Source organism: Thioclava litoralis, assembly GCF_045278885.1.
GTDB classification, from domain to species: domain Bacteria; phylum Pseudomonadota; class Alphaproteobacteria; order Rhodobacterales; family Rhodobacteraceae; genus Thioclava; species Thioclava litoralis.
Genome location: NZ_CP135443.1, coordinates 2246611 through 2271667 on the forward strand (window position 1 = coordinate 2246611; position 25057 = coordinate 2271667).

Sequence of the window (25057 nt, forward strand, 5' to 3'; positions counted from 1 at the left end):
TTGCGAAGAAAGCGTGCGCCGGGGCTGTCTTTGAAGGGGGGCATGGTGTCAGCTCTCATCTTGTTGTCGATAGGCTAAAATTACCGGCATTGGCGATGCATGTCGGGTGGGGGGAGTGATGCGTTGCCTTGGGGCGTTGAAGGTGCTGAACCCGAAGCCGGATCAGCGGTCACAGAATGCCCTCTTTGAACAGGCTGGTCAGCCTCTGCTCGATCCGGCGGAATTTGCGTTGTTCGCTGAGATGGGAGCGGAAGGTCTGCAGCAGGCGGCCGGTCGGATCGCGGTGTTCGAACCCTGCGCCATAGATCAGCTCCCATGCGGTTAAGGTGTAAAGCAGCGGGCCCGAACGGAACCCGTAGCTCTGCATCCGGATCAGTGCCTCGCTGACCTTGCGGTGAAGGGTCGTGTAATCCTGTCCCTGCAGTTCGTCGGGAAAGTCGCCCTGTAACGCGCGCACCATCTCGTCAAGGCGCTCCAAGGACACCGCTTGGGTCAGGATCGCGTAATCCCGCCCTTCAAGCCGGGGCACAGGGGGGCGGGCCTCCAGCACGGGGAGGGTGAAGGCGAAGCGGTCCAGATCGCCGGTTTTCAGAACCGTGATAACCTCGCGAAGCCCTTGTTCTTCGGTGAGATATAGAAGCGCACGCAGCAGGGGGGAGCGGTTATCAGCCAGTAGCAGGAAGCGGCGCAGGATCTTGGGGTCCCAGAACCGGAAGAAGATCCAGCTTTGATCCTCACGCCGCAGTTTTACGACCCGGCGGAAATGGCGCTGCAGCGCGTCCAGATTGCAGGGCGCCCGCAGGTAGATGGCGGCCTCATGATCCCAAAGATGATGGGGCCCGTGGTCTTTCGTGAAAAGATGCCGGAGGAGGTCACTGTCGCGATCCATCTGCACGATCCAAGGTGCGATCGCGCCATAGTCGTCAAGCGCATCGCCTTTGAAAAGGCATAGATGGTTCAGGCCGCTGGCCTCCAGAAGTTCTGGTAGATCGGGGATTTTGGCGCCATCGAGAATGGCGAAGAGCTGGCCCTGATCGGTGACGGGGGCGAACTGCATCTCCAGCCCCTCCGGCACGATCCGGCGCGGATGCTTCCCGAACTGACGGTCGAGCGGGGTGATCCCTTGTTCCGCCTCGTGCTGGACTGCGATGGCCGTGGCGGTGTCTTCGGGACCATTGGCAAGGGTCAGCCAGAAATCATCATCCATCACATCGCTCCGCCACCATCCAAAGGTAATCTCATGGCTTTGGGGCTGATTGTCCAATCGGCTCTGGCGAAATTCTGCTTATAATGCGGCATCCATGCTTCCCGTGATCCGGATGGGCTTCTCATGACCCTATGAACCGGCCATAAAAGACAGGCTTATAGATCCATTTTACATGCGACGGTTTCATGTCGATTTCGCCTGAAGATATTTCAGCACGTTCGCAATCCAGCGCCTATCGCTTTGTCGGATCGCTCGATAAGACCACGATGCCATGCAAGGGCTGGATCGGGGTGTCTGCCCGATATACCGATGCCTGGGCCACGCCCCTGACCAATGCGCCGCTGAGGCTTGCGGATGCCAGCGGTGTGCTGGTCGACCAGACGGTCAAGACGGATGCGCTGCCACATCACGGGTTGACCGATGGCGATGCCGAGACTGCGCCCATCACCAAGCTGGGCACCTTCGAATACCCAGAGGTCGAGCGCGGGCGGGTCAGCGTCGATCTGCCCGGCGATAGTGGCGGGGATGCCGAGGCAGATCAGGCGATGGAGGGGCTCGGGGCTGCGCTGACCGCGTGGCGTGATGCTATGCTGGGCGCGCTCCAGCCTTGGGTCGTGAAGTGGAATGCCGATGGGGTGATGTCCATCGCGGAAGGTTTGCGCGATGGCGTCATGTCCGGTCTGGAAAGCTGGTGGGACAGCGAGGCCGATTTCTGGGGCAGTGCCAGCAAGATCGCGATCAGCCAGTTTCAGGCGGCAAAATCTTGGTGGAGCCGTCAGCCCGCCTTTGTCAGATATATTCCCGGAACATGGGGCGCGGCCTATCTTTACGAGAAGATCTTCGAGGGCGCCGATGATCTGTCCGACCATCTCAGTATTATTTTCGATGCGCTGCGGGCCTTCGCCTCGGGCACCGTGGATGTGATCGAGCGCGCGATTGATAGCCTGACCCGTCTGCCGGGCGAGATCGGGCTATTGTTCGCCGAGCTCAAGGCCAAGGGGCAGGACTGGATCGAGCGGATGATCCTCGTGGCCAGCGAGACCAATGCCTTCGAGTATCTGTTCCATATCCTGATGGCGGTTGCCACGAATATGACACCGAACTTTCTGGCCGAGATGGCGGGGACGGGGGCGGGCTTCGTGCTGCCTGAGGTGCTGATCGAGCTGGTCCTTGCGCTGATCGCGGCCCTGTCGGGCGGAACGGCTGCGGCCCTTCTGGCGGGCCGGATGGCGACATTGATGGCAAAGCTTGTCAAACTGTCCAGATCCGTGCGCGCACTGGGTGTTGTGACCTCGTTCGTGCAGGGCTTCCAGAAGGTCGTGCAATTCGTAGGCAAGATCGGCAAGGGGCTGCACAAGGCGATCAGGGCGGGCGGGGAATATGCCAGCGATCAGGTGGCCCGCATCTCCCACGAGCTCAAGCAATATAAGCTCGAAATCGACCCGAGCACGCTGGGTATGAATGGTGGCAATATCCGGATTGTGCGCAAACGTATGGCGCAAGTCGATGTTAAATGCTTTGATGTCGCCGGTTATGCCAAACGCCGCGCGCCCGGTGACGAGGTGGCGCAGCAGCGGCTTATGAAGGAATATGCGCGGCAGTTGCAGGACCAGCAAGATGGGCTGAATGCTCTGACGGTCGCGCAATACCAGCAAGCGCGCAATGACTATATTGCTCTTGGGCGCAAGGGGATCAGTGACGGTGCCGCACAGGAGGCGGCGCGGGCGGATCTCCGGTCATCAATAAGGACAAGTATTGCACGTTCTACGGAAGGGAGCGGGTTATCAGCAAGACAGGTGATCAAAGAGGCAGGGGTGCGTTCGGAGGCTGTTATGTCCCACCTTGCCGCGTTGCATAACCCAGATATGATCGCTGGTGGTTATGACCAGATAAGCAGGGTGGCGGATGCTGGCATAAACTCTTCCATTGGCGGATCTTGGGGGGACTACCAGAGCCCAACGAGTAGAATCTCTCAGATCGACTCAGCGGCCGCTAAAATGCAGAGTTCCCCCAATGCTAGAATGAATGTGAAACTTGAACCGTGTAGGAAATAAAATGGCAGAGTTTTTGGATGAGTTCCTAGATGAGTTCGGAGCGCCTGATAGTGTGTCGGAACCGATCGCCAAGATAGATCAAACACTGCCGACATCGTTGCGGCGGCTTTATGAAAATTTCGGAGCGGCGTCTTGGCAAAAAGGTCGTTTTCAGATCATTGACCCGAAGCGCTATCAATATGTGGTGGATCTTTGGGCGCAGTCGCTTCCCGAAGAGTTCCGGCATGGATTGATCCCGTATTGTCTCTCGGGTCTTGGCGAGGTTTGGGTCTGGCGGCGGGGTGTCGGGAGCGCTTTCAAGTATCTGCCGATCTTTCACGCATTGTTGCTGGACGAGCGTTTCGCGTCAGAGCCGCGCCCAATGAAGAGCCAGTGCTTCGAGATCGAGGTGGAGCTGTTTTCTTGGATGCCCGACGGAGATAGTAAAAAAGTAAAGGATTTTGAAGCTGCTAAAGCAGTGCTTGGCGAGCTGTCGATCGACCAGATTTATGCGCCCAAGCTGGCTATTCCGCTTGGCGGAAATTTCGAGCTGGAGAGCCTGCAAGTGACTTCAGCCCCGGAGTATCTGCAAATGGTCACTGAACTCGAGCCGCCTCGTGTGATGACCACTGATGACCTTGCGCGGATTGCATTTGGCGCTGATGGGCCGCAGGCGCTTAAAGTGGCAATGAAGGATGTGCGTTGAACCGCCATAGTGGAGAGGGTAAGGCCTCGAAGTAAGCGGCCGTAAGAGGTGGGGCGCTGTCTGTTGTTGAAGGATCGTTTTGGGGCTCAGCCTGCTGGGCTGGCGGTTTTTTGCTAGCCAAAGTATTAGCGCCACATACATCGCACGGTCGATGGTCTCGGCTTCATCTTTGGAAAGCGCGTTGCATGATACAACATTGGGCCTGCCATATCGTCCGCATCATGCCACGGGGTTCTTGTCGGGCGTCCACGGGGGTGGGGGGCTTTTTGTAAGCAGGCTGCCTGTATCCTCCGGATAGTCGTTAATAAATAGAGGCTTGGGAGAATCGCTGAGCCGTTGGCGGCGGGCGTTTTCTCCTGCGGAGGAAAGAGCTTTCGGCATCCTTCCCCTTGATGGCGCCGTTAAGTGTTATTTTTGCGAAAATGTGATTTTGCGTCCTTTTTGGGCACGCGATTGTGGATAATTCCCGCCAATCGTCTTCGGGCGAAGCCAAGCCTCCGTGACTCAAGGAAAACTTCCCGACAGCTCGCCATCCTGACGGATGGGGCCTCTGTGGAGGAATCGGCCCGCCCTTTGCTGGACTCTGCCGTCAACATCAAAAACGCCCTTCCGGTGATTAAAGATCAGTTGACGCGCCACTAACCCTAGGCCAATTTGTGCAAAGTCCCAGATGAAGCCACCAGATGTAGTGGTGTTGGGGCTACGCAGGCAAAATATGCAGATTCAGTGTGGAATCGGTCTTGCATGGGGGTGCAGGGCTTTGACTGCGTGCGCCGACAATGTTGGTGGGTGAATGTTGCCATTGTTCAGGGAATTGAGCAGATGAAGATCGAGCGGAAATTCACAACCTCGGAAAGCGGCGCTTATGGCGCGATTGCCTTCACGACGACGGACTCAGAAATTCGCAATCCGGACGGGAAAATCGTCTTTCGCAACGATAGCGTTGAGATTCCCGAGGGCTGGAGCCAGGTCGCCTCTGACGTTCTGGCGCAGAAATATTTCCGTAAGGCGGGGGTTCCTGCGGCGCTGAAGCGCGTGCGCGAAAAGGATGTGCCGGAGTTCCTGTGGCGCTCGGTTCCCGATGAGGCCGCGCTGAACGATCTTCCTGAAGACAAGCGGTTCGGCGGCGAGACCTCGGCCAAGCAGGTGTTTGACCGCCTTGCAGGCGCTTGGGCCTATTGGGGCTGGAAGGGCGGCTATTTCACCAGCGAAGACGACGCCCGCGCCTATTATGACGAGATGCGCTATACGCTGGCCCGCCAGATGGGCGCGCCGAACAGCCCGCAATGGTTCAACACCGGTCTGCATTGGGCCTATGGTATCGACGGTCCGAGCCAGGGCCACCATTATGTCGACCCGAAAACCGGCAAGCTGGTGAAGTCGGACTCGGCCTATGAGCACCCGCAGCCCCATGCCTGTTTCATTCAGTCGGTTTCGGATGATCTGGTCAATGACGGCGGCATCATGGACCTCTGGGTGCGCGAGGCGCGCCTGTTCAAATACGGCTCGGGGACGGGCACCAATTTCTCCAGCCTGCGCGGCGCGGGGGAGGCCCTTTCGGGGGGCGGCAAGTCTTCGGGGCTGATGGGGTTTCTCAAGATCGGGGACCGCGCGGCAGGGGCGATCAAATCGGGCGGCACCACGCGGCGTGCGGCCAAGATGGTTATCATCGATATGGACCACCCCGATATCGAGGATTTCATCAACTGGAAGGTCATCGAGGAGCAGAAGGTTGCCTCTCTGGTCGCCGGTTCCAAGCTGCATGAGCGCGAGCTGAACAAGATTTTCGCCGCGATCCGCGCCTTTGACGGATCGGATGAGGGGGCGGTCGATCCGGCCAAGAACCCTGCGCTGAAGGCGGCGATCAAATCCGCCAAGGGCGTGATGATCCCCGAGACCTATATCAACCGCGTGCTGCAATATGCGCGTCAGGGTTATAGCAGCATCGAATTCCCGACCTATGACACGGATTGGGACAGCGACGCCTATGCCTCTGTTTCGGGCCAGAATTCCAACAATTCGGTGCGGGTGACCAACGCCTTCCTGAAGGCCGTGAAGCAGGATGCCGATTGGGAGCTTCTGCGCCGCACTGATGGCAAAGTTGCCAAGACCATCAAGGCACGTGACCTCTGGGAGCAGGTGGGCCATGCCGCATGGGCCTGTGCCGATCCGGGCATCCAGTTCCACGATACCGTCAACGAATGGCATACCTGCCCCGAGGACGGGCCGATCCGCGGCTCGAACCCGTGCTCGGAATATATGTTCCTTGACGACACCGCCTGTAACCTCGCGTCGATGAACCTGCTGACCTTCTATAAGGACGGTCGCTTCGACGCGGATGCCTATATCCATGCCTGCCGCATCTGGACCATCACGCTGGAAATCTCGGTGATGATGGCGCAATTCCCAAGCCCGCAGATCGCGCAAAGGTCCTATGATTTCCGCACGCTGGGTCTTGGCTATGCCAATATCGGCGGGCTGTTGATGAATATGGGTCTGGGCTACGACTCGGATGAGGGCCGCGCGCTGACCGGTGCGCTGACCGCGATCATGACGGGCGTCTCCTATGCCACCTCGGCGCAGATGGCGTCTGAACTGGGTGCCTTCCCGGGCTATGCCAAGAACGCCGCCCATATGCTGCGGGTCATCCGCAACCATCGTGCGGCCGCGCATGGCACGGGCACCTATGAGGCGCTTGAGGTCCAGCCCGTGGCTTTGGATCATGCGAATTGCCCCGACCCGAAGCTGGTCGAGCTGGCGACCGCCGCATGGGATCAGGCGCTGGCCTTGGGCGAGGCGCATGGGTTCCGCAATGCCCAAGTCTCGGTGATTGCGCCCACGGGCACCATCGGTCTGGTCATGGATTGCGACACCACCGGTATCGAGCCCGATTTCGCGCTGGTGAAATTCAAGAAGCTCGCAGGCGGCGGCTATTTCAAGATCATCAACCGCTCGGTGCCTGCGGCCTTGGCCAAGCTTGGCTATAGTTCCGCGCAGGCCGAAGAGATCGTGTCCTATGCGGTGGGCCATGCCAGCCTTGGGAATTGCCCGAGCATCAATACGACCTCGCTGATCGGTCATGGCTTCGGCGAGGTCGAGATCAAGAAGATCAACGCGGCTTTGCCTACGGCTTTCGACATCCGCTTTGTCTTCAACCAATGGACGCTGGGCGAGGAATTCTGCCGTGATACCCTTGGTATTCCGGCAGAAAAGCTGAACGATCCGAGCTTCGACATGCTGCGCCATCTGGGCTTTACCAAAGCGCAGATCGAGGCCGCCAATGACCATGTCTGCGGCACGATGACCCTTGAAGGCGCTCCGCATCTTCGCCCCGAACACCTGAACGTCTTCGATTGCGCCAATGCCTGCGGCAAGAAGGGCAAGCGCTATCTGTCGGTCGAAAGCCATATCACCATGATGGCGGCGGCGCAGAGCTTTATCTCGGGCGCGATTTCCAAGACGATCAATATGCCCAATTCTGCCTCGATCGAGGATGTGAAAGCGGCCTATGAACTCTCTTGGTCGCTGGGCATCAAGGCCAATGCGCTCTACCGCGACGGGTCCAAACTCAGCCAGCCCTTGGCCTCGGCGCTGATCGAGGATGACGAGGAGGCCGAAGAGATCCTTGCCACCGGCAGCCCGCAGGAGAAGGCGCAAGTGCTGGCCGAGAAGATCGTCGAGAAGGTGATCGTCAAGGAACTGGTGCGTAGCAATCGTGAAAAGCTGCCGACGCGTCGCAAGGGCTATACCCAGAAAGCGATTGTCGGCGGGCATAAGGTGTATCTGCGCACTGGTGAATATGATGACGGCTCGCTTGGCGAGATCTTCATCGACATGCACAAGGAAGGCGCGGGCTTCCGTGCGATGATGAACAACTTCGCCATCGCCGTGTCGGTGGGGCTGCAATATGGCGTGCCGCTGGAAGAGTTTGTCGATGCCTTCACCTTCACCAAATTCGAGCCTGCGGGCATGGTGCAGGGCAATGACTCGGTCAAGAATGCGACCTCAATCCTTGATTACGTGTTCCGCGAACTGGCGATTTCCTATCTTGATCGCACCGATCTGGCGCATGTGAAGCCCAAAGGCCATACATTCGACGATATCGGGCATGGTTCGGAAAGCTCGCTGGAAGAGGACGAGCAGGCATCGAAATCGCTGGAAGTCCTGCGCCAGATTTCGTCTTCGGGCTATCTGCGCAAACGTTTGCCGCAAGAGCTGATGGTGTTTCAGGGCGGTCAGGCAGCGGTCGGGTTCTCGGAAACACAGACCGGCTTTACGGCCAAGACCTCTACGGCTGTGTCCTCGGGCACGGTGTCGATGGATGCCCGCACCAAAGCCAAGATGCAGGGCTATGAGGGCGAGGCCTGTGGCGAATGCGGCAATTACACGCTCGTGCGCAATGGGACCTGCATGAAATGCAATACCTGCGGCGGCACCTCGGGCTGTAGCTGATGTCGAGCGGTCCGGCCCGCAGCCGGACCTGACCACCTCTTGAACGTCTTCATGGAGAAAACGTTGGAACTGATTATCGGAAATACGCGCGTTCAGGCGGCAGAGCTTGAACTGATCGAGGGTGGCATGGTTGCCAAGCTTTCGGGAGATGCGCTGAAATCGGTGCTGAATGCGACATTCGGCGGACAGGCCTCGGTCGAGGTCTGGGGCGCGGGGCTTGGCGCCTGCCCGATGAGCGTGGCCGAGATCGAGATGCATGGTGCATCTTCGACCGTGACGCTCATGCAGTCGGGCTCGGCTTACGGCCTGCACTGAGCACAGGCGATGTATCCCCGGGGTGGGGACCCATGATTTTGGGTGGTGGTTAACGAGTTCGGGGGCAGGTGCGCTTGCCCCAGACGTCGAGAGGGCCCAGGCAAAAAATGATCCGACGAGGGCAGTGAACGAGAACGAGCCCGACTGACGAAACTCCCCCTATGGCCGCTGGCCATAGGGGTTTTTCTTTTGCCGTAAAGCAGGTTACTGGTCTTTGGTGCAGACCGGCAGGTCAAGCGTGACCTGCGCCAGAGGTCCGGTCTCGCGCGGGAGGATCTCGAAGCGGGTCGGGATGCCCAGATCGCGCGCCAGCCGCATCACAATGTCCAGCCCCAGTCCCGATCCGGCAGAGCCGCCGGACTTGCCGAAACGTTCCAGATGGAAGCTGGCCTCGGGTGGGGCGGGGTTGGTGACCCGCAGACGCCCTTGCGGTGACAGTTGCAGCCGGACTGTGCCGGTGCCGTGATCGCGGGCATTGCCCAAGAGATTGCGCAAGATGATCGCCAGCGCATCGCGGTCACTGGAAATATCGAGCCGGTCCAGATCGCTGTCGTCAAACAGGATCGGGGGCTGCCCGTTGCTGTTCGGGCGCAGCTCGTGGCAAAGCAGCCGGATCAGCGCCACAATATCGATCCGTTCCCGCGCAAGGCCCAGCCCCGCCTCCGCGCGTTCAAGCTGTAGCAGGCGCTCGACGCGCAGCGACAGCCGGTCGATCGTGTCGATCAGATCCCTGCGCGCGTCGGCCTGCGCGGCTTGGGGCGTGGCGGCCATGACCTCGATCCGGCTGCGCAGCACCGCCAAGGGCGTGCGCAACTCATGTGCGGCATTAGCGATGAAATGGCGCTCGGCGGCGCGCAGATCCTTGATCCGGTCAAGGTAGATATTGAAGGCATCGGTGACAGGGGCCATTTCCTGCGGCAGCATATCCGCCGAGAGGGGCGAGAGATCCTCGGCGCTGCGGCGGCGCATCCTGTGCGAGAAGGCGATGGTCGAGGACAGGCTCTTGCGCAGGGTCAGGATGACGGCGGCGGTGACAATCAGCAAAAGCGGGATGATCAGGAACAGGAAGGCGCGGGCGGCTTCCATCAATTCATGGCTGCGGCGCTTGAGGCTCTGGCCGATCTCGATCACGCCGTCGGGGGTTGTTTGCCGCACCACCTGCCAGTCTTCGGTCTGGCTGATCCCATCACGCCCGAGCGCAGGCCAGGGGGCAGCGGTGGCCGGCCCCTCCGGCAGCAGGATGCGCATCTGCCAATCCGTGTTTTGCGCATGGCTGTTGGCCCAAGTGGCAATGGCTTGGGTCTGGTCATGCGCCAGAAGCTGCGCCACCAACGCGGCGTCGTCCTTCAACGCGCCATCCAGAACTTCGCCCATTTCATGGTTCAGCGCATAGATGCCCACGCTCAAGGTCGCGATCCAGCCAAAGCCCACCGCCAGAAGCACATTGCGCAGCAGGCGCTTTTTCAGCGACCACGGTGTCACGGGATCAGATATCCCAAACCGCGTCGCGTCACGATGACCTCCGCGCCGAGCTTCCCCCGTAGCCGCGAGATATAGACCTCGACTGCATTGCTTTCCACGCTGTCATCATAGGCGAACAGGGTCTCTTCCAGTGCGGCCCGCGACAGAATGCGCCCGCGCGCCGCCAGAAGCGCCTCGAAAAGCGACCATTCCCGCGATGTCAGACGGATTTCCTTGCCTTCGCCAGTTGTGCCTTCGCGCCAGAGCCGTGCCGCGGCACGGTCGATCCGCAGATCGCCAAGGGCGGTCTGGGCGGTCGGGTTGCCTTCCGAACGCCGCGCATGGGCGCGCAGCCTCGCGGCCAGCTCGCCCAGATCGAAAGGTTTGGTCACATAGTCATCGGCACCGGCATCCAGCCCCGCGATCCGGTCCGAAATCTGGTCGAGCGCGGTGGCAATGATCACCGGCGTGCGGTCACCGGCGCGTCTGCGGGCGCGTAGAAGCGTCAGCCCCGACCCGTCGGGCAGCCCCAGATCGAGGATCACCCCTGCATAATCGGTCACATCCCAAGCGGCCTCGGCCTCATCGACCGAGGCGGCAATATCCACCGCATGGCCTTGCAGGCGCAGGAATTGCGCGACATTGCGGGCCAGATCGGGGGTATCTTCAATCAGCAGCACTCTCATGCTTTCTGGATAGCGCGGGCCTTGCGCCGAGGCGAGGAAAAACCGCGCCTGTGGCAAACGGCCAGACCGATCTCAGGCCTCAACTCTCAGGCCTCAACTCTCAGGCATCAACCCCTTTCATGCCCTCTGCCGTGTAGCGCGCGCCCGCAACCGGCATCTGCGCCAATGCGCGGTCCAGTGCGGCCAGATCTTCGGGGGTCAGGACCACATCCAGCGCGCCAAGATTGTCCGCAAGATAGGCCGGACGCTTGGTGCCGGGAATGGGCACGATATCGTCCCCTTGTGCCAGCAGCCATGCCAGCGCCAGTTGCGCGGGGCTGCAGCCTTTGCGCAGGGCCCAGTCGCGCACCAGATCGGCGATGCGCAGATTGCTGGCCAGCGCCTGATCCTTGAACCGTGGCAGCATCGCGCGGAAATCGCCGCTGGCCAGCTTGCTCGGGTCGCTATAGGCGCCGGTCAGGAACCCGCGCCCCAAGGGCGAATAGGGCACGAAGCCGATGCCCAACTCGCGGCAGACAGGCAGGATCTCGGTCTCTACGCCACGGGTCCAGAGCGAATATTCGGTCTGTAGCGCGCTGACCGGATGCACGGCATGTGCGCGGCGCAGGGTCGCGGCGCTGACCTCGCAAAGACCGATATGGCCGATCTTGCCCTCGGTCACCAGTCTGGCCAGCGCCTGCATGGTCTCTTCGATCGGCTGGTCGGGAGCGACGCGGTGCACATAATACAGATCCACCCGTTCCACACCCAGCCGCCTGAGCGACCCTTCCAGTGCCTGCCGTGCATAGGCGGGGCTGGTATCGATGTCGCGTTCATAGGCTCCGGGCTTGCGCACAATCCCGAATTTCGTGGCGATTTTGACCTTCGCGCGGGTCTCTTTCAGAAAACGCCCGATCAGTTCCTCGTTGTGGAAGGGGCCATACATGTCGGCAGTATCCAGAAAATCCAGCCCCGCCTCTGTCGCCTGATGCAGCACCTCCAGCGATTGCGCATCATCGCGGGGGCCGTAGAATTCGCTCATACCCATACAGCCCAGCCCCAAGGCCGAAACGTGGAGTTCTTTCGTCAGCGAACGTTTTTGCATGATCGGTCCTTTCCGCTTGTCTTGTGCTGCCGGTCTTGCCATTTTTCAGATACGGAGAGTATCCACCAAATCGGTATGCCGCTTTCCGGAAATGGAAGGTGGGGCCATGACAATCGTCTGGGATGATCTGAAAGTGTTTCTGGCGGTGGTGCGGATGGGCACGTTGTCGGGGGCGGCGGGGCAGTTGCGGCTGGGGCTGGCCACGGTGTCGCGCCGGATCGAGAGGCTGGAGGCCGCGATGGGCACGCCATTGTTCTTGCGCACCCAGACCGGCTATCGCGTGACCGAGGATGGTGCGGCGCTGGTGGAACGGGCCGAGGATATGGAGGCGGCGGCCAATAGCCTTGCGGGCCATGCGCAGCCCTCGCGCGAGGTGTCGGGCACGGTGCGGCTGGCCACGGCTGAAAATCTTGCTACCGATCTGATCCTGCCCGCTTTGCCGCGTTTGCAGGCCCGACATCCCAAGCTTTGCCTTGATCTGGTGACAGATGTGCGCACGGTCAATCTGCATCGTCGCGACGCCGATCTGGCGCTCAGGATGGTCAAACCGGAGCGCGGCCATGTCACGTTGCAGCGTCTGGGGCGGCTGGGCTTGGGGCTTTATGCCGCGCCGTCCTATCTGGCGCAGCGGACAACCGGTGGTGAGGGCGCGGCCTTCGATCATGACGCCTTCATCATGTGGGGCGAGGGGCAGTCGCATCTGGCTGCGGCCATCTGGGTCGAGCAGATGCTGCAAGGCCGTCCACCGGTTCTGTCGACCACTTCGCTTGCCACACAGGTGGCGGGCTGTCGGGCGGGGCTGGGGCTGGCGGTCCTGCCGCATTTTCTGGCGCAACCGCGCGGGCTGGTCTGCCTGCGCCGCGATCTGGGGATTGATCAGCCGGTCTGGCTGGTGACCCAGACCGATCTTGTGCAATCGCCGCGGGTGCGGGCGGTGGCCGATTTCCTGCGCGATCTGGTCGAGACCCATCGCGCCCATCTGGCGGGCGACGCGCCTGCCACCTGCTGAAGCTCACGGTTCTTTCATCACCTCAGACGGCCTTGCGCATGTGCGGCAGGATCGGGCGCACTATCTTTGGGGGCAGATGCATTTCTATGAGGACCAAGGGCGGCTTCGACCCTTGAAACCGTTTGAGAAAGGAGGCCTTTCATGAAGACCAACACACTTGGCACGACCGGTCTGGAGATTTCCCCGATTGTGTTCGGCGGCAATGTTTTCGGCTGGACACTGGATGAGGCGGCGAGTTTTCGCATGCTGGATGCGCTGATCGATCACGGCTTTACCACGATTGACACGGCGGATGTCTATTCCGCATGGGGGGAAGGCAATAGCGGCGGCGAGTCCGAGACGATCCTTGGCAAGTGGTTCGCCGCGCGGCCCGGCCTGCGCGAGAAAGTGACGCTGTTTACCAAGGTCGGTTCCGATATGGGCGGTCCGGGTGAAAAAGGCCTGTCGCAAGCGTGGATTTCCAAGGCGATCGACCTGTCGCTGGAGCGGCTGAAAACCGACCATGTCGATCTTTATTTCTCGCATTGGCCCGATGACAGCGTGCGCCATGAAGAGACGCTGGGGGCCTATCGTGACCTGCTGGCAGCGGGGAAAATCCGTGCGATCGGGGCGTCAAACTATGATTACGCGTTGCTGTCCTCGGCGCAGCGCGTTGCGAAAGACCACGGGCTTCCGGCCTATCAGGTGCTCCAGCCCGAATATAACCTCTATGACCGTGACGGGTTCGAGGGCGATCTGCGCGCGTTCTGTATCGCGCAGAATATCGGTGTGGTCACCTATTTCAGCCTTGCCGCCGGGTTCCTGAGCGGGAAATACCGCAGGCCCGAAGACCTCGAAGGGTCCAAACGCGGGGATATGGTCCGGAAATATCTGAATGATCGGGGGCTGGCGGTGCTTCAGGCGCTGGACGAGGTGGCCCTGGCCCATAATGCCAAACCCGCCGAGGTGGCACTGGCATGGCTGATCGCGCGGGAAGGGGTCAGCGCCCCTATCGCCTCGGCCACCAGCGAAAGCCAGCTTGCAAGCTTTGTAAAGGCGGCAGAGCTGCATCTGGCCGAGGACGAGATGAACGCATTGACAGAGGCGGGCGCGGTGGAGGCCGCGCAATAGGGCCGGAAACGGGGCCGGTCCGGTTGCGGCCCCGCTTTCAACACTCGCCCAGAATGCCTGACTGTTTCATATCCTCTTGGGCGAAATCGATGAGTGCGCGCAGCTTGCGGGGCAGGCGCTGCCCTTCGAGATAGACGATATTCACCGGATAGGTTTCCCCCGTCTCCTCCGGCAGAAGGGCAACCAGCCGTCCGCTTTCCAAGGCCGCGCGCAGGGCGAAATCGGGGCAATAGGTGATCCCCAGACCCATTTCGGCAAAGCGGCAGGCGGCGCGGGCCGAGTTGACATGAAACCGCCCCGTGACCGTGACATGCCTGTCCTTGTGGAACGACCAGCGGCGGGCATTGCGGCGGTTGGTGTCGATGATGCAGCTATGATGTTCCAGATCCGCAAGTTTTTGCGGCCTGCCATGTGCGGCCAGATAGGCGGGGCTGGCGGCCAGTTTTACCCGAAAAGCGCCGATCTTGCGGGATTTCAGCGCCATCATGTCAAGCTGACCGATGCGGAACGCCAGATCGATCCCGTCGCCGGCCAGATCGCTAAACCGGTCGCTCAGTCGCAGATCAATGGTCAGATCGGGATGGGTCTGCCCGAAACGTCCCAGCATCTCGGCCAGATAGGCTTCCCCGAAGGTGACGGGGGCCGAGATGCGGATCAGCCCCGCGAGCCCCCGCGAGCCCTCGGCAATATCGCCGATCATCAGGTCCAGATCATCGAGCAGGGCGGGCGCACGCGCCATCAGCTCCTCGCCTGCAGGCGTCAGCCCGACCTTGCGCGTAGTGCGCTGGAACAGCCGCGTCCCGAGACGGGCTTCCAGCGCCGCCACATATTTCGAGGTCAGGCGGTTCGACAACCCGAGCTGATCTGCTGCCGCCGTGAAAGAGCGTGTCTGTGCGGTGGCAACAAAGGCGCGCAATTCATCGATCAGATCCATATGATCCCCCATAATATATGGGAGATCATGCGGCGATTATCCTCGGATCGCAAGAAATGCGTTACCTGACAAAGGTCAGCTATTTCGGGCGATATAGTCTTCGATCACCCCGACCTCTTCCGCCGCTCCGAAGATCAGCGGGACAAATTCATGCAGCTCTGTCGGAACGAGATCCAGAATGCGCTGCTGGCCTGTGCTGGCCCGACCTCCGGCCTGTTCGATCAAAAACGCGATTGGCACAGCCTCGTAGGTCAGGCGCAAGCGGCCATTCTCATAGCCCTTGCGCGCATCCTGCGGATAAAGAAAAGCACCGCCTTTCAAGAGGATGCGATGTAGCTCGCCCACAGCCGCCGCCAGCCAGCGCATGTTGAAATCCCGCGCGCGCGGGCCGGTCGTCCCCAAGCGCAGATCGTGGATATAGGCCTGCAACCCCGCCGACCAGTGACGTTCGTTGGAGGCGTTATAGGCGATGATCTTGGCCTGTTCGGGCAGCATCACCTTGGCGAGTGTCACATGGAAGGCCTGCGATTGCGCATCATAGGTGGCGATATGCACGCCATCGCCCAAGGAGTAGCCGAAATCCAGCGAATGGCCGAAAGACGCATAGCCCGCCGCGACGGCTTCATTGCCTGCCCGCAGAAAATCGCCCGTGCCTGCGGGATAAAGCGCAAACAGCATCCCCAAAGGTGCCCCGATACCGATGGAGCCGGAACCGTCAATCGGGTCAATCACCAGATCCCAATCGCCCTCGGGGTCCAGACAGACGGGGGCTGCGGCCTCTTCTGACAGGACATGGCGGATATTGCTGCCCTCGAGCGCCGCCAGCACATGCTCATGCGCCCCGACATCCAGTGCTTTTTGCGCATCCCCGCTGTCATTCTGGCCGACCAGCGCCGCAGGATCACCGGGCAGCTTGCCTGCCGCCAAGCGCCCCGCCAGCGGCACCATTGCACGGGCAAGTCGGAGTACGATCTGGCCCAGATCATCATCTTCAACCAGCGTCTCCAGAAGCGGGTAATCATGCGTGCTGTCATCGGGGAGGATGAGCATGGAAATCTCCTTTATGTATGTCTCTGTTTTGCCCGTCTTGCGCGAGAATGTCATCGGAGTTTTCCCGAGGATATTCGGCAAATTGTGTTTTTCGGGGAGAATGTCTTGTATTTCATAAGCGGGGTGAGTATCCGCGCGATCATGCAGAAGAAATCATGTTACGATTTTGAGGGGAAAAATGAAATCAATCGCCGCATTTTCGCAATTTGTCGGGCGGACATTCGCGTTCTGGACCGTGCTTTTTGCAGGTCTTGGCTTTGCCTTTCCCGATATTTTCGTACTGCTCAAAGGGCTGATCGTCCCGCTGCTGGGGCTTATCATGTTCGGAATGGGGCTGACCATCTCGGCACAGGATTTTGCCGAGGTCGCCAAACGCCCCGTGCAGGTGGCCATCGGGGTGGTCTCGCAATTCGTTATCATGCCGCTGATCGCCGTGGCACTGACGATGATCGTACCGATGGCCCCCGAAGTGGCGGCGGGGGTCATTCTGGTCGGGTGCTGCCCGGGCGGCACCTCCTCGAATGTGATGACCTATCTTGCCAAAGGTGATCTGGCGCTTTCTGTGGCCTGTACCTCGGTCACGACCCTGCTGGCGCCGGTGGTGACGCCGTTCCTCGTATGGACCTTCGCATCGACCCATCTGCCGGTGGACGGGATGGCGATGTTTGTCTCGATCCTGAAAATGGTGATCTTGCCGCTGGTGCTGGGGATTATCGCGCAGAAATTCCTGCCCAAGCTGGTCAAGGCTGCCATTCCCGCTCTGCCGCTGGTTTCGGTCACGGGGATCGTGCTGATTGTGGCGGCCGTGGTTGCGGCCTCGAAAGGGGCCATCGTCCAGTCGGGTGTGATGATTTTCGGCGTGGTTGTCGTGCATAACCTGCTGGGCTATCTGATCGGCTATCTGGCGGGCCGTCTGACAGGGCTCAGCCTTGCCCGCCGCAAAGCGATTGCCATCGAGGTCGGTATGCAGAATTCGGGGCTCGGGGCCGCATTGGCCACCGCCTATTTCTCGCCGCTGGCGGCGGTGCCTTCGGCGATGTTTTCGGTCTGGCACAATATCTCGGGGGCGCTGGTGGCCAATATCATGGCACGGTTCACCGAGACCCCTGCCGTGTCGGAGGCCATGACGGACGCAAACGGGCGCTGACCCTTGCGCGCCTCAGGGACAGGGCCCCGGTCGTCAGGCCGGGGCTTTTGCATTAGAACCGGCGCGCGTGGTTGAGCGTGGGCCGGTCAAAGACCGAACGCCCGAAGAGCGAGGCGGTCAGATCCACCATGAGCTGCGCCGTCTTGCCGCGTTCGTCCATGAACGGGTTCAGCTCGACCAGATCGAGCGAGGTGACCAGCCCGCTGTCATGCAGCATTTCCATCACCAGATGCGCCTCGCGGAATGTCGCGCCCCCCGGCACGGTGGTGCCCACAGCGGGAGCGATCGAGGGGTCGAGAAAATCGACATCCAGCGAGACATGCAGCATGCCGTTCGCCGCCTCCACCTCGGCCAGAAAATCGCCCAGCGGTCGGGCGATGCCGGTTTCGTCGATGGCACGCATGTCATAGCGGCGCACGGGGCTTTTCTTCAGTGCGACCCGTTCTGCCGGATCGACAGAGCGCAGACCGATCATGCAGGTATGCGACGGTTCGAGATAGTGGTCGAGCGTGGGAAACCCCGCGAACCCGTCGCGCCCCGTCAGATAGGCGACCGGCGTGCCATGCAGATTGCCCGATCCCGAACTCTGCGGCGTATGGAAATCGGAATGGGCATCGAGCCAGAGCAGATAGAAGGGCCGCCCCAGATCGGCCGCATGCTGGATCATCCCTGCGACAGAGCCCATAGCCAGCGCGTGATCGCCGCCCATGAAAATCGGAAAGCCCAGCTTGGCCGCATCGCGTCCGGCCTGCATCAGGGTGCGGGTCCATGCGACGGTTTCCGCCATAGCATGGATGCGGTCATTATCGGGGGTGACCTCGGGCAGGGGGCCGGGGGCGAGATTGCCCAGATCGCGTATGTCGCGCCCCAGTTCGGTCAGGATCTCCTTGATCCCTGCCACGCGATAGGCGTCGGGCCCCATCAGGCAGCCCTTGCCGCGTTTGCCGCAATCGACGGGCGCGCCGATCAGGATAGTCGTGGTACCGCTCATGATGTCCCTCCGCCTTGTTGGTCTCTTACTGTCGCGCCGAACGGGCGGGAAGGGAAGCCCCCACAGGCGGCCGGCGGGGATATGCCGTGCTGTGCCGGATGCATTTAAGGTTAATGCCTTGCATCGAAACACAAAAAGCCCTGCGATCAAAGATCACGGGCCGGATACTGGAAACAGGGATACTGGAAAACGTGGCCCGGATCGGGGGGGACTTAGCTATTGGCGACAAGCTTGATGGCGGGGTCTTCCTGATGGGCGGGAAGCTGCGAGAGATAATCCACCGCCAGCATCTGCGGAGTATTTTCCACATAGCGCCGCAGCATATGGGTAAAAAAGGCCAGATCCTCTTTTTTCTGCGTCAGGGTCTGCAACCGCAGCGCCACTTTGAACGGCAGGTCAGCATCGGCGAATGTGTCAAGCTCGACATGCGCAAGATCAAGGCAGGGGATCAGCAGCGACAACAACGCATCGGTCGCGCCTTTTTCCAGCGTGGTCAGTGTCTGGCCTTCGCTGCGATACTTGATCGACAAGACCGCCTGAAACTCGCCAATGACATTGCGGAACCGCACCGCCACGCGCTGCAAACCGTTGATATTGCGCTGCGCGATAATCCGCATCCCGCCCAACACAAGACCGGGGATCTCGATCAGGTTGTGGGAATTGGTCGAGACAGAGAAATCACCATTCTGGGGAAGATAATGGATCAAAGCCTCTGCAAAAGGGGAGGTAAACGCACCCGCCAGCGGTTCAGGCTGGCGGAACGTGATCTGGTTGCGCATGTTGTCCAGATTCATTTCGATCCGCTCGGCAAACCATGCGCCGGTGGCATCGTCACGGAGGAGGTGGAGTGTAACTATTCCATACTCATGATGGCTGTGCTGCCCGTCCGCACCCATTTTCGGGTATCCTTTCGGTCAATGGAGTATTTGTTCTTGGAAACATCATCTGGTTGTAATCGTTAATAAGGTCTTAATTATGAGCGGGCTTTTGGTCACGTTGGTTTCAATTTCCTGAAAACCGCCAGCCCGCGCAAAAAACCGCCTAGTCGATGACCCTGATCGACCCGTAAAGATGCGTGACCTGATTGCTGGCATTGCACTCGACATTGCCGCGGATCTGGCATTTGCGGGATGCACCATGCCGCAGGATCAGTGTCTCTTCGAGGCAGAAGGGCCGGCGCTGCTGGATTGCGTCCTGAAGCGTCTTGCGCAGCAGGGTCTGGCGGTCCGACGGCAGATGCGAAATCAGCCGGTCCAGAGACTGGTCGCCCTCGGAGGCGACATCCATCATCTCGATCAGCACCGGATTCCAGTAATGCAGGTTGTTGATGATATCGATCGAGAAGAAGCCCATATGCTGTTCGGTGGTGATCTCGTCATAATGGCGCACCAGAAGGTTCTCGTTCTGGATGCGCGAGAAATCACGGCAGACCCCGATCAGCGCGATGGGTTCGCCCACCTCGTTCCGCACCGCCGAGCCAGAGCTTTCCACCACAACCGTCGCGCCGTCCCTGCGTTTGAGGCGGGCGAAGAAATGGAAGGGTTCATTGCGGTTGAGTGCGCTCTCGATGGCGGATTTGACGATATCGCGGTCGTCGGGATGGTAGTAATTGACCGCCTCATCCATTTTCCGCTTGGCCTTATCGGGCATCATGCCGTGGATGGCATAGGTCTCTTCCGACCAGCTGACCTCTTCGGTTGCCAGATTGACGCGCCATGTCCCGATATTCGAGAATTTGCGCAAGGTCTGGTTCAGCAGGGAATCCACCGTCATATCGACCGAGGTGATCAGCACGATCAGCCCGATCAATCCGTCATTTTCGGTGACCAGCGGCGAAACGGTCAGCGAATGGCAGTAATCGTCAATCTCGAACTGCCGGTAATGCGGGCGGCGGTCCAGAAGCGCCTGCGAACAGATATCGACAAGCGGCGGGTAGCCGTTGGGGATGTAGCATTGCGACAGATGGCCCAGCGAATGGCCACGCTCGCGGATCTCGAAGGTCCGTGTGGCCGACTGGCTGGCATGGCGGATCAACAGCCCCTGATCAAGCATCATCATCACCGTGGGCAGACCCTTGATCAGCCCGTTCAGCTCGGCCGAGGTGCGTTCGAGCTGGCCGGTATTGACCAGCAGCTCCTCGTTGACGGTGATCAGTTCCTCATTCGTGGATTGCAGCTCCTCGTTCGAGGTCTCCAGCTCCTCATTCGTGGATTGCAGCTCCTCGTTCGAGGATTGCAGCTCTTCGTTCAGCGATTGCAGTTCCTCGTTCGAGGTCTGGAGCTGCTCTATCGTGATCTGTAGCGTGTCGCGGGTGCGCGACAGCTCTGTTTCGAGATAGTTCAGGTAATCCGAACGCTCGATATTCTCGGGGTCGGGCTCCGAGCGCATCTCGGTCTCGAAACCGATCAGCACCACCGGCTCCTCGGCCTTGTCGTCGATGATCGGCCACGCGGTCATCCGCACGGTATTGAAGTCGCGCCCGTCCACCTGATGCCATTGGCCCGACCGTGCCTCACGCTGCTTTAGCGCGACCAGCACCATGGAATTGGCCTCATAGGCCAGCGCCTTTTGCAGCACATCCAGCGTCATGCCGCCATGAATGGGGGTGCGCATTTCCACGAAGGGGGCGATATCGCCATAGATTTTCAGCACGGCGCGGTCGCGATTGGTCAGAAAGCCATTGCGCACCACGGATTTCGCCAGCGCATCGAAACGCCACCAGTCATTGGGAGGCGTCGGTGCATTGCGGTAGCTTGCAGGGGACGCGGCGCGCAGATGATTGGCAGGCGGCAGCGAGCCGTTCAGGGCAGGGGCTGCCGAATTCAGCCTTGTGGAGCGTTTGCGCAGGATCTTTCCATGCTGGCTGAGCGGCACGAAGAAGCTTTCCAGCGCGCCGGTCGTCTCGGATGTGCCCAGAAACAGCAGACCGTCCTGTTTGAGCGCATACTGGATCCGCGTCAGCACCCGTTCCTGCAGCTTGGGTTCGAAATAGATCAGCACGTTACGGATCGACACGAGGTCGATCGACATGAAGGGCGCATCCTGAAAGACGTTATGGCGCGAGAACATGACGAAGCTGCGCAGCTTCGATTTCACCACGACATGATCTTCGGCCAGATCGAAATAGCGCGACAGATATTCCTGCGGAATATCGGTGACGGCAGAGGCCGGATATTGCCCGCGCCGACCGATGGCCAAGGCACGGTCATCGATATCGGTGGCAAAGATCTGCAGCTTGTCCTTTTCGACCTTTGCCAGCCCGCCCAAGGCCTCGACGATGAGGATGGCAATCGAATAGGCCTCTTCGCCGGTCGCGCAGCCCGCAATCCAGACCCGCAGCGGCTCTTGCGCGCCATCGGAGACCTTCTTGGTAATCGCATCGCGCAGCGCCAGAAACTGGTCGGGATCGCGGAAGAAATTGGTGACCGAGATCAGCAGGTCGCGATAAAGCGCCTCGACCTCGTCTACCGACCGGCGGCAGAGTTCGACGTAATCGGCGTAATTCTCGATGCCCTTGGCGATCATCCGGCGATGGATGCGGCGGTTGATCGTGCTTTCTTTATACTGGCGGAAATCGACCAGCGTATGGCCCAGCAGGATCTGGAACAGATCCGAATTCTTGCCGGTGTGTTCGTTGATATCCTTGAGGCTTTCCAGATCACGCGGCTGGGCAAGGATCATGGCCAGATGCTGGCCCATCTGCTGCGGTGTCAGCGTCAGGTCCACACAGCCGGTGCGGATGGCCGACACCGGCATGGAATCGTATTTGGAGCTTGAGGGCTCCTGCGCGATGGTGATCCCGCCCGCCTCGCGGATGGCCTGCACCCCGTAGCTGCCATCCGATCCCGTGCCCGACAGCACGATACCCACCGAACGTTCGCCCACTTCTGAGGCTATGGATTTGAACAGCCGGTCCGCCGAGGGTTTGGGGGCCGCCGGATGCCCTTCGGGGTTGCGCAGCACAAACTCGCCATCTTCCAGAACGACGTCATGGCCGGGCGGCGGGATGTGGATGGTATTGGCCGCAGGCACTACACGTTCTTCGATCTCGACCACGGCAAGGCTGGTTTCACGCGCCAGAAGCTGCACCAGCATGGATTTATGGCTGGGCGACATATGCTGGGCCAGCACATAGGCCACATCAAGCGATTTGGGCAGGTTCTGTGCCAGCAGGGATGTGGCTTCAAGCCCGCCTGCGGACGCGGCGATCCCCACGATGTAAGCGGGGGTTTTCGCATCGCTTGTCACGTCATGTTCTCCCGAGAATGGTGCCCGATGGGCAGTGCACCGTAAGGCGAAAAGCTTGAAAGAATAAATCCTTATATTTGTGATATAGAAGCAATTATCTGATCTGTCCAAAAAGAATGACGCGAAATAGTAAAACTACTTCGCGTCATCGGCATCTGGTTCAAAAGACGGCGGCTGCCTCTTTGTGGCTGTCCCGTTGCGGGCTGCCTGATGTGGTCACACCCTGTCAGGCCAGTTCCGCGGCCCAAGGCGGGTTGGCCCCCGCGCGCGAGACGGTGACGGCGGCGACTTTCGCCCCGAAGGCCAGAACGCGGCGCATATCGTCCGGCGCAAGACGGCGCAGCTGGGGTTTCTCCAGCAGGCCCAGTTCCGACAGCTTCGCCAGAATGCCCGCGTTGAACGTATCTCCCGCACCGACCGTATCGATCACGGTGACCCGCTCGGCGGCAATGCTGACCTCGGTGCCATCCGCAAGCCACGCGCTGGCCCCTTGCGCCCCGCGTGTCACGATCACCACGGCAGGGCCGCTGGCCTGCAGCGCCTGTGCCTTCTGGGGTAATGTCTGCGCGCCGGGGATGATCCAGTCGAGATCCTCGTCGGAGACTTTCACGATATCGGATTGGGCCAGCATCGTGCCAAGCCGTGCCCGATAGCGCGCCGCGTCACGGATGAAACCGGGGCGGATATTGGGATCGATCATCACCGCGCGGTTGGTATGGTTGCGGGCCAGAAGGGCGGCATAGGCATCGGCCCCCGGTTCGCAAGCCAGAGAGATCCCGCCAAAATAGAGCGCGTTCACGCTGTCGGGCAGGGGCGGCAGATCGGCTTCGGTCAGCATGCGTCCCGCCGAATTCTCGTCGTAGAAGACATAGCTTGCATGTCCGTCGACCAGCTTGACGAAGGCCAGCGTAGTTGGCCTGTCGCTGCGGATGCAGAGCTGGGTGTCCACCTGACTGTCGCGCAGCCCCTGATCAAGCTGCTGCCCGAAAAGATCGCTCGACAGTCCGGTCAGCATCCCTGCCGTCTGTCCAAGCCGCCCCAAGGCGATCGCGGTGTTGAACACCGCCCCGCCATTATGGGGAACAAACCCCTCGCCGCCCGAGACGGTCGGGGTGGGGATCATGTCGATGAGGGCTTCACCAGCACATAAAATCATCGCTTTGTCCTTAGTGAGAACGTTACTGGATGGCACGGATGGCCGGATAGGCCGCGCGGAAGGCGCGATAGGCATCGTCATAGGCGGCGACCAGATCGGCCTGCGGTGCGATGACCGCGCCAATGGGCGGTGGCGTCATGATCCGTGCAGGGTCCGCGCCTGTCGCCGCAACCTGACCAAGGCGCGCAGCCCCGAGGGCCGCCCCGAATTCACCGGCTTCGGGTTTGGCCAAAGGCAGATCCAGCACCGTCGCAATCAGTTTGAGCCAGAGCGCCGAGGCCGAGCCGCCGCCGATGGCGAAAAGCTGGCCCAGTTCGGCACCTGTGGCGCGTAATGCCTCGGCGCTGTCGCGCAGCCCGAAGGCCACGCCGGTCAGCACGGCCAGCACCATGTCATTGACGGTCGTATCGGTGCCCAGCCCCGTGAAACTGCCACGGATGGCGGCGTCATTATGCGGGGTGCGCTCGCCCGAGAGATAGGGCAGGAAACGCACCCGCCCCGGAGGGGGCAAGGTCTCGCCCAGCGGCTCCACCAGCTCGCGCGGGGATTTGCCGGTGATCGAGGCCAGCCAGTTGAGGCTGTCGGTGGCCGAAAGCATCACGCCCATCTGGTACCAGCGGTCAGGCACCGCATGGCAGAACGTGTGCAGCGCCGTCGCGGGGGCGGGGGCAAAGCCGTTACGCGCGGCCAGCAGCACACCAGAGGTGCCCAGCGACACAAAGCCCTGGCCTTCGGTCAATGCACCGATCCCGCAAGCGGCGGCGGCATTATCGCCCGCGCCGCCTGCCACGGTGACATCGCCCACGCCCCACGCCTGCGCCAGATCGGCGCGCAACTGTCCGGCGGGGGCGGAGCCTTCGACCAGACGCGGCATCTGGTCCTTGCGCATATGGCTTGCGCTGAGCAGGCGGCTTGACCAGTCACGCGCGCCCACATCCAGCCAGCTGGTGCCCGCGCTATCAGACATATCGGCCACATGCGCGCCCGTCAGATACCAGTTGAGATAGGCCGCAGGCAGCAGGACCTTTGCAACCTTGGCGAAGACCTCGGGTTCATTTTTGGCCACCCACATCAACTTGGGCGCGGTAAAGCCCGGAAAGACGATATTGGCGGAAATCTCGCGGAAAACCGGCAGGTGATCCAGCGCCGCGGCCTCGGTATGGCTGCGGGTGTCGTTCCAAAGAATACAGGGCCGCAGAACGTTATTCTCGGCATCCAGCAGCGTCGCACCATGCATATGGCCCGCAACACCGATACCCTTGAGAGCTGCAAATTCCGGATGGCTGGCGCGCAGGTGCGCAACGGCCTTTTCCAACGCCGCAATCCATTCGGCGGGGTCCTGTTCGGACCAGCCGGCATGGGGATGCACGGCGCTATAATGCGCCTCCGACGAACCAATGGCGCGCCCCTGATCATCAATCAGAAGCGCGCGCAGGCCCGATGTGCCAAGATCGATGCCCAGATACAT

The 25057-nt window shown here is 60.7% G+C and carries 18 protein-coding genes; 7 read left to right on the forward strand and 11 right to left on the reverse strand.

The annotated features are described in order from the left end of the window. Positions 1-169 precede the first annotated feature (169 nt). On the reverse strand, positions 170-1207 hold the full coding sequence (locus RPE78_RS11170) for a DUF4123 domain-containing protein (RefSeq protein WP_406720585.1): 1038 nt from the start codon (positions 1205-1207) through the stop codon (positions 170-172). 185 nt (positions 1208-1392) lie between these two features. On the opposite strand from RPE78_RS11170, the gene RPE78_RS11175 reads away from it, so the two are divergent. From RPE78_RS11175 to RPE78_RS11190, 4 genes are all read left to right on the forward strand, one after another. Then, positions 1393-3261 (forward strand): polymorphic toxin type 15 domain-containing protein, encoded by a 1869-nt coding sequence (locus RPE78_RS11175; RefSeq protein WP_406720586.1) that lies wholly within the window; start codon positions 1393-1395, stop codon positions 3259-3261. A 1-nt stretch (position 3262) separates the two neighbouring features. Continuing rightward, entirely contained in the window at positions 3263-3946 is a 684-nt protein-coding gene (locus RPE78_RS11180) for a GAD-like domain-containing protein (RefSeq protein WP_406720587.1), read from the forward strand. Between the two features lie 822 nt (positions 3947-4768). Next, complete coding sequence (locus tag RPE78_RS11185) at positions 4769-8398, forward strand: vitamin B12-dependent ribonucleotide reductase (protein ID WP_406720588.1); 3630 nt, start codon at positions 4769-4771, stop codon at positions 8396-8398. A gap of 63 nt (positions 8399-8461) precedes the next feature. After that, positions 8462-8713 (forward strand): hypothetical protein, encoded by a 252-nt coding sequence (locus RPE78_RS11190; RefSeq protein ID WP_339107036.1) that lies wholly within the window; start codon positions 8462-8464, stop codon positions 8711-8713. 204 nt (positions 8714-8917) lie between these two features. Here RPE78_RS11190 and RPE78_RS11195 read toward each other — a convergent pair whose 3' ends face one another. From RPE78_RS11195 to RPE78_RS11205, 3 genes are all read right to left on the reverse strand, one after another. Continuing rightward, the gene (locus RPE78_RS11195) at positions 8918-10195 is read right to left on the reverse strand and encodes a sensor histidine kinase (RefSeq protein WP_406720589.1); all 1278 of its coding nucleotides are present in this window, start codon (positions 10193-10195) and stop codon (positions 8918-8920) included. Next, a complete protein-coding gene (locus RPE78_RS11200) occupies positions 10192-10860 on the reverse strand; it encodes a response regulator transcription factor (protein WP_339107038.1) in 669 nt (222 codons plus the stop codon). Before RPE78_RS11200 ends, RPE78_RS11195 begins: the two co-directional genes overlap by 4 nt. A gap of 100 nt (positions 10861-10960) precedes the next feature. Then, the gene (locus RPE78_RS11205; RefSeq protein WP_406720590.1) at positions 10961-11944 is read right to left on the reverse strand and encodes an aldo/keto reductase; all 984 of its coding nucleotides are present in this window, start codon (positions 11942-11944) and stop codon (positions 10961-10963) included. A 106-nt stretch (positions 11945-12050) separates the two neighbouring features. On the opposite strand from RPE78_RS11205, the gene RPE78_RS11210 reads away from it, so the two are divergent. Together RPE78_RS11210 and RPE78_RS11215 are read left to right on the forward strand one after the other, a co-directional pair. After that, positions 12051-12953, forward strand: a complete 903-nt coding sequence (locus tag RPE78_RS11210; RefSeq protein ID WP_339107040.1) for a LysR family transcriptional regulator — start codon at positions 12051-12053, stop codon at positions 12951-12953. Positions 12954-13094: 141 nt separating this feature from the next. Continuing rightward, the gene (locus tag RPE78_RS11215) at positions 13095-14063 is read left to right on the forward strand and encodes an aldo/keto reductase (RefSeq protein ID WP_339107041.1); all 969 of its coding nucleotides are present in this window, start codon (positions 13095-13097) and stop codon (positions 14061-14063) included. A gap of 37 nt (positions 14064-14100) precedes the next feature. On the opposite strand, the gene RPE78_RS11220 is transcribed toward RPE78_RS11215, so the two are convergent. Beyond that, positions 14101-14997: a LysR family transcriptional regulator gene (locus RPE78_RS11220; protein ID WP_406720591.1), complete on the reverse strand. Its 897-nt coding sequence runs from the start codon at positions 14995-14997 to the stop codon at positions 14101-14103. A gap of 75 nt (positions 14998-15072) precedes the next feature. Continuing rightward, a complete protein-coding gene (locus RPE78_RS11225) occupies positions 15073-16047 on the reverse strand; it encodes a class 1 fructose-bisphosphatase (protein ID WP_406720592.1) in 975 nt (324 codons plus the stop codon). Between the two features lie 178 nt (positions 16048-16225). Here RPE78_RS11225 and RPE78_RS11230 point away from each other — a divergent pair, with 178 nt between their 5' ends. Further along, positions 16226-17194 (forward strand): bile acid:sodium symporter family protein, encoded by a 969-nt coding sequence (locus tag RPE78_RS11230; RefSeq protein WP_406720593.1) that lies wholly within the window; start codon positions 16226-16228, stop codon positions 17192-17194. 52 nt (positions 17195-17246) lie between these two features. Here the strand turns inward: RPE78_RS11230 and rocF are convergent, their stop codons facing one another. The 5 genes from rocF to xylB form a co-directional block, all read right to left on the reverse strand. Further along, the gene (gene rocF / locus RPE78_RS11235) at positions 17247-18185 is read right to left on the reverse strand and encodes an arginase (RefSeq protein WP_339107045.1); all 939 of its coding nucleotides are present in this window, start codon (positions 18183-18185) and stop codon (positions 17247-17249) included. Between the two features lie 212 nt (positions 18186-18397). Next, on the reverse strand, positions 18398-19081 hold the full coding sequence (locus RPE78_RS11240; protein WP_406720594.1) for a hypothetical protein: 684 nt from the start codon (positions 19079-19081) through the stop codon (positions 18398-18400). 145 nt (positions 19082-19226) lie between these two features. After that, complete coding sequence (locus tag RPE78_RS11245; protein ID WP_406720595.1) at positions 19227-22433, reverse strand: chemotaxis protein CheB; 3207 nt, start codon at positions 22431-22433, stop codon at positions 19227-19229. A 226-nt stretch (positions 22434-22659) separates the two neighbouring features. Continuing rightward, positions 22660-23589: a carbohydrate kinase family protein gene (locus RPE78_RS11250; protein ID WP_406720596.1), complete on the reverse strand. Its 930-nt coding sequence runs from the start codon at positions 23587-23589 to the stop codon at positions 22660-22662. A 22-nt stretch (positions 23590-23611) separates the two neighbouring features. After that, positions 23612-25057: a xylulokinase gene (gene xylB / locus RPE78_RS11255; RefSeq protein WP_406721651.1), complete on the reverse strand. Its 1446-nt coding sequence runs from the start codon at positions 25055-25057 to the stop codon at positions 23612-23614.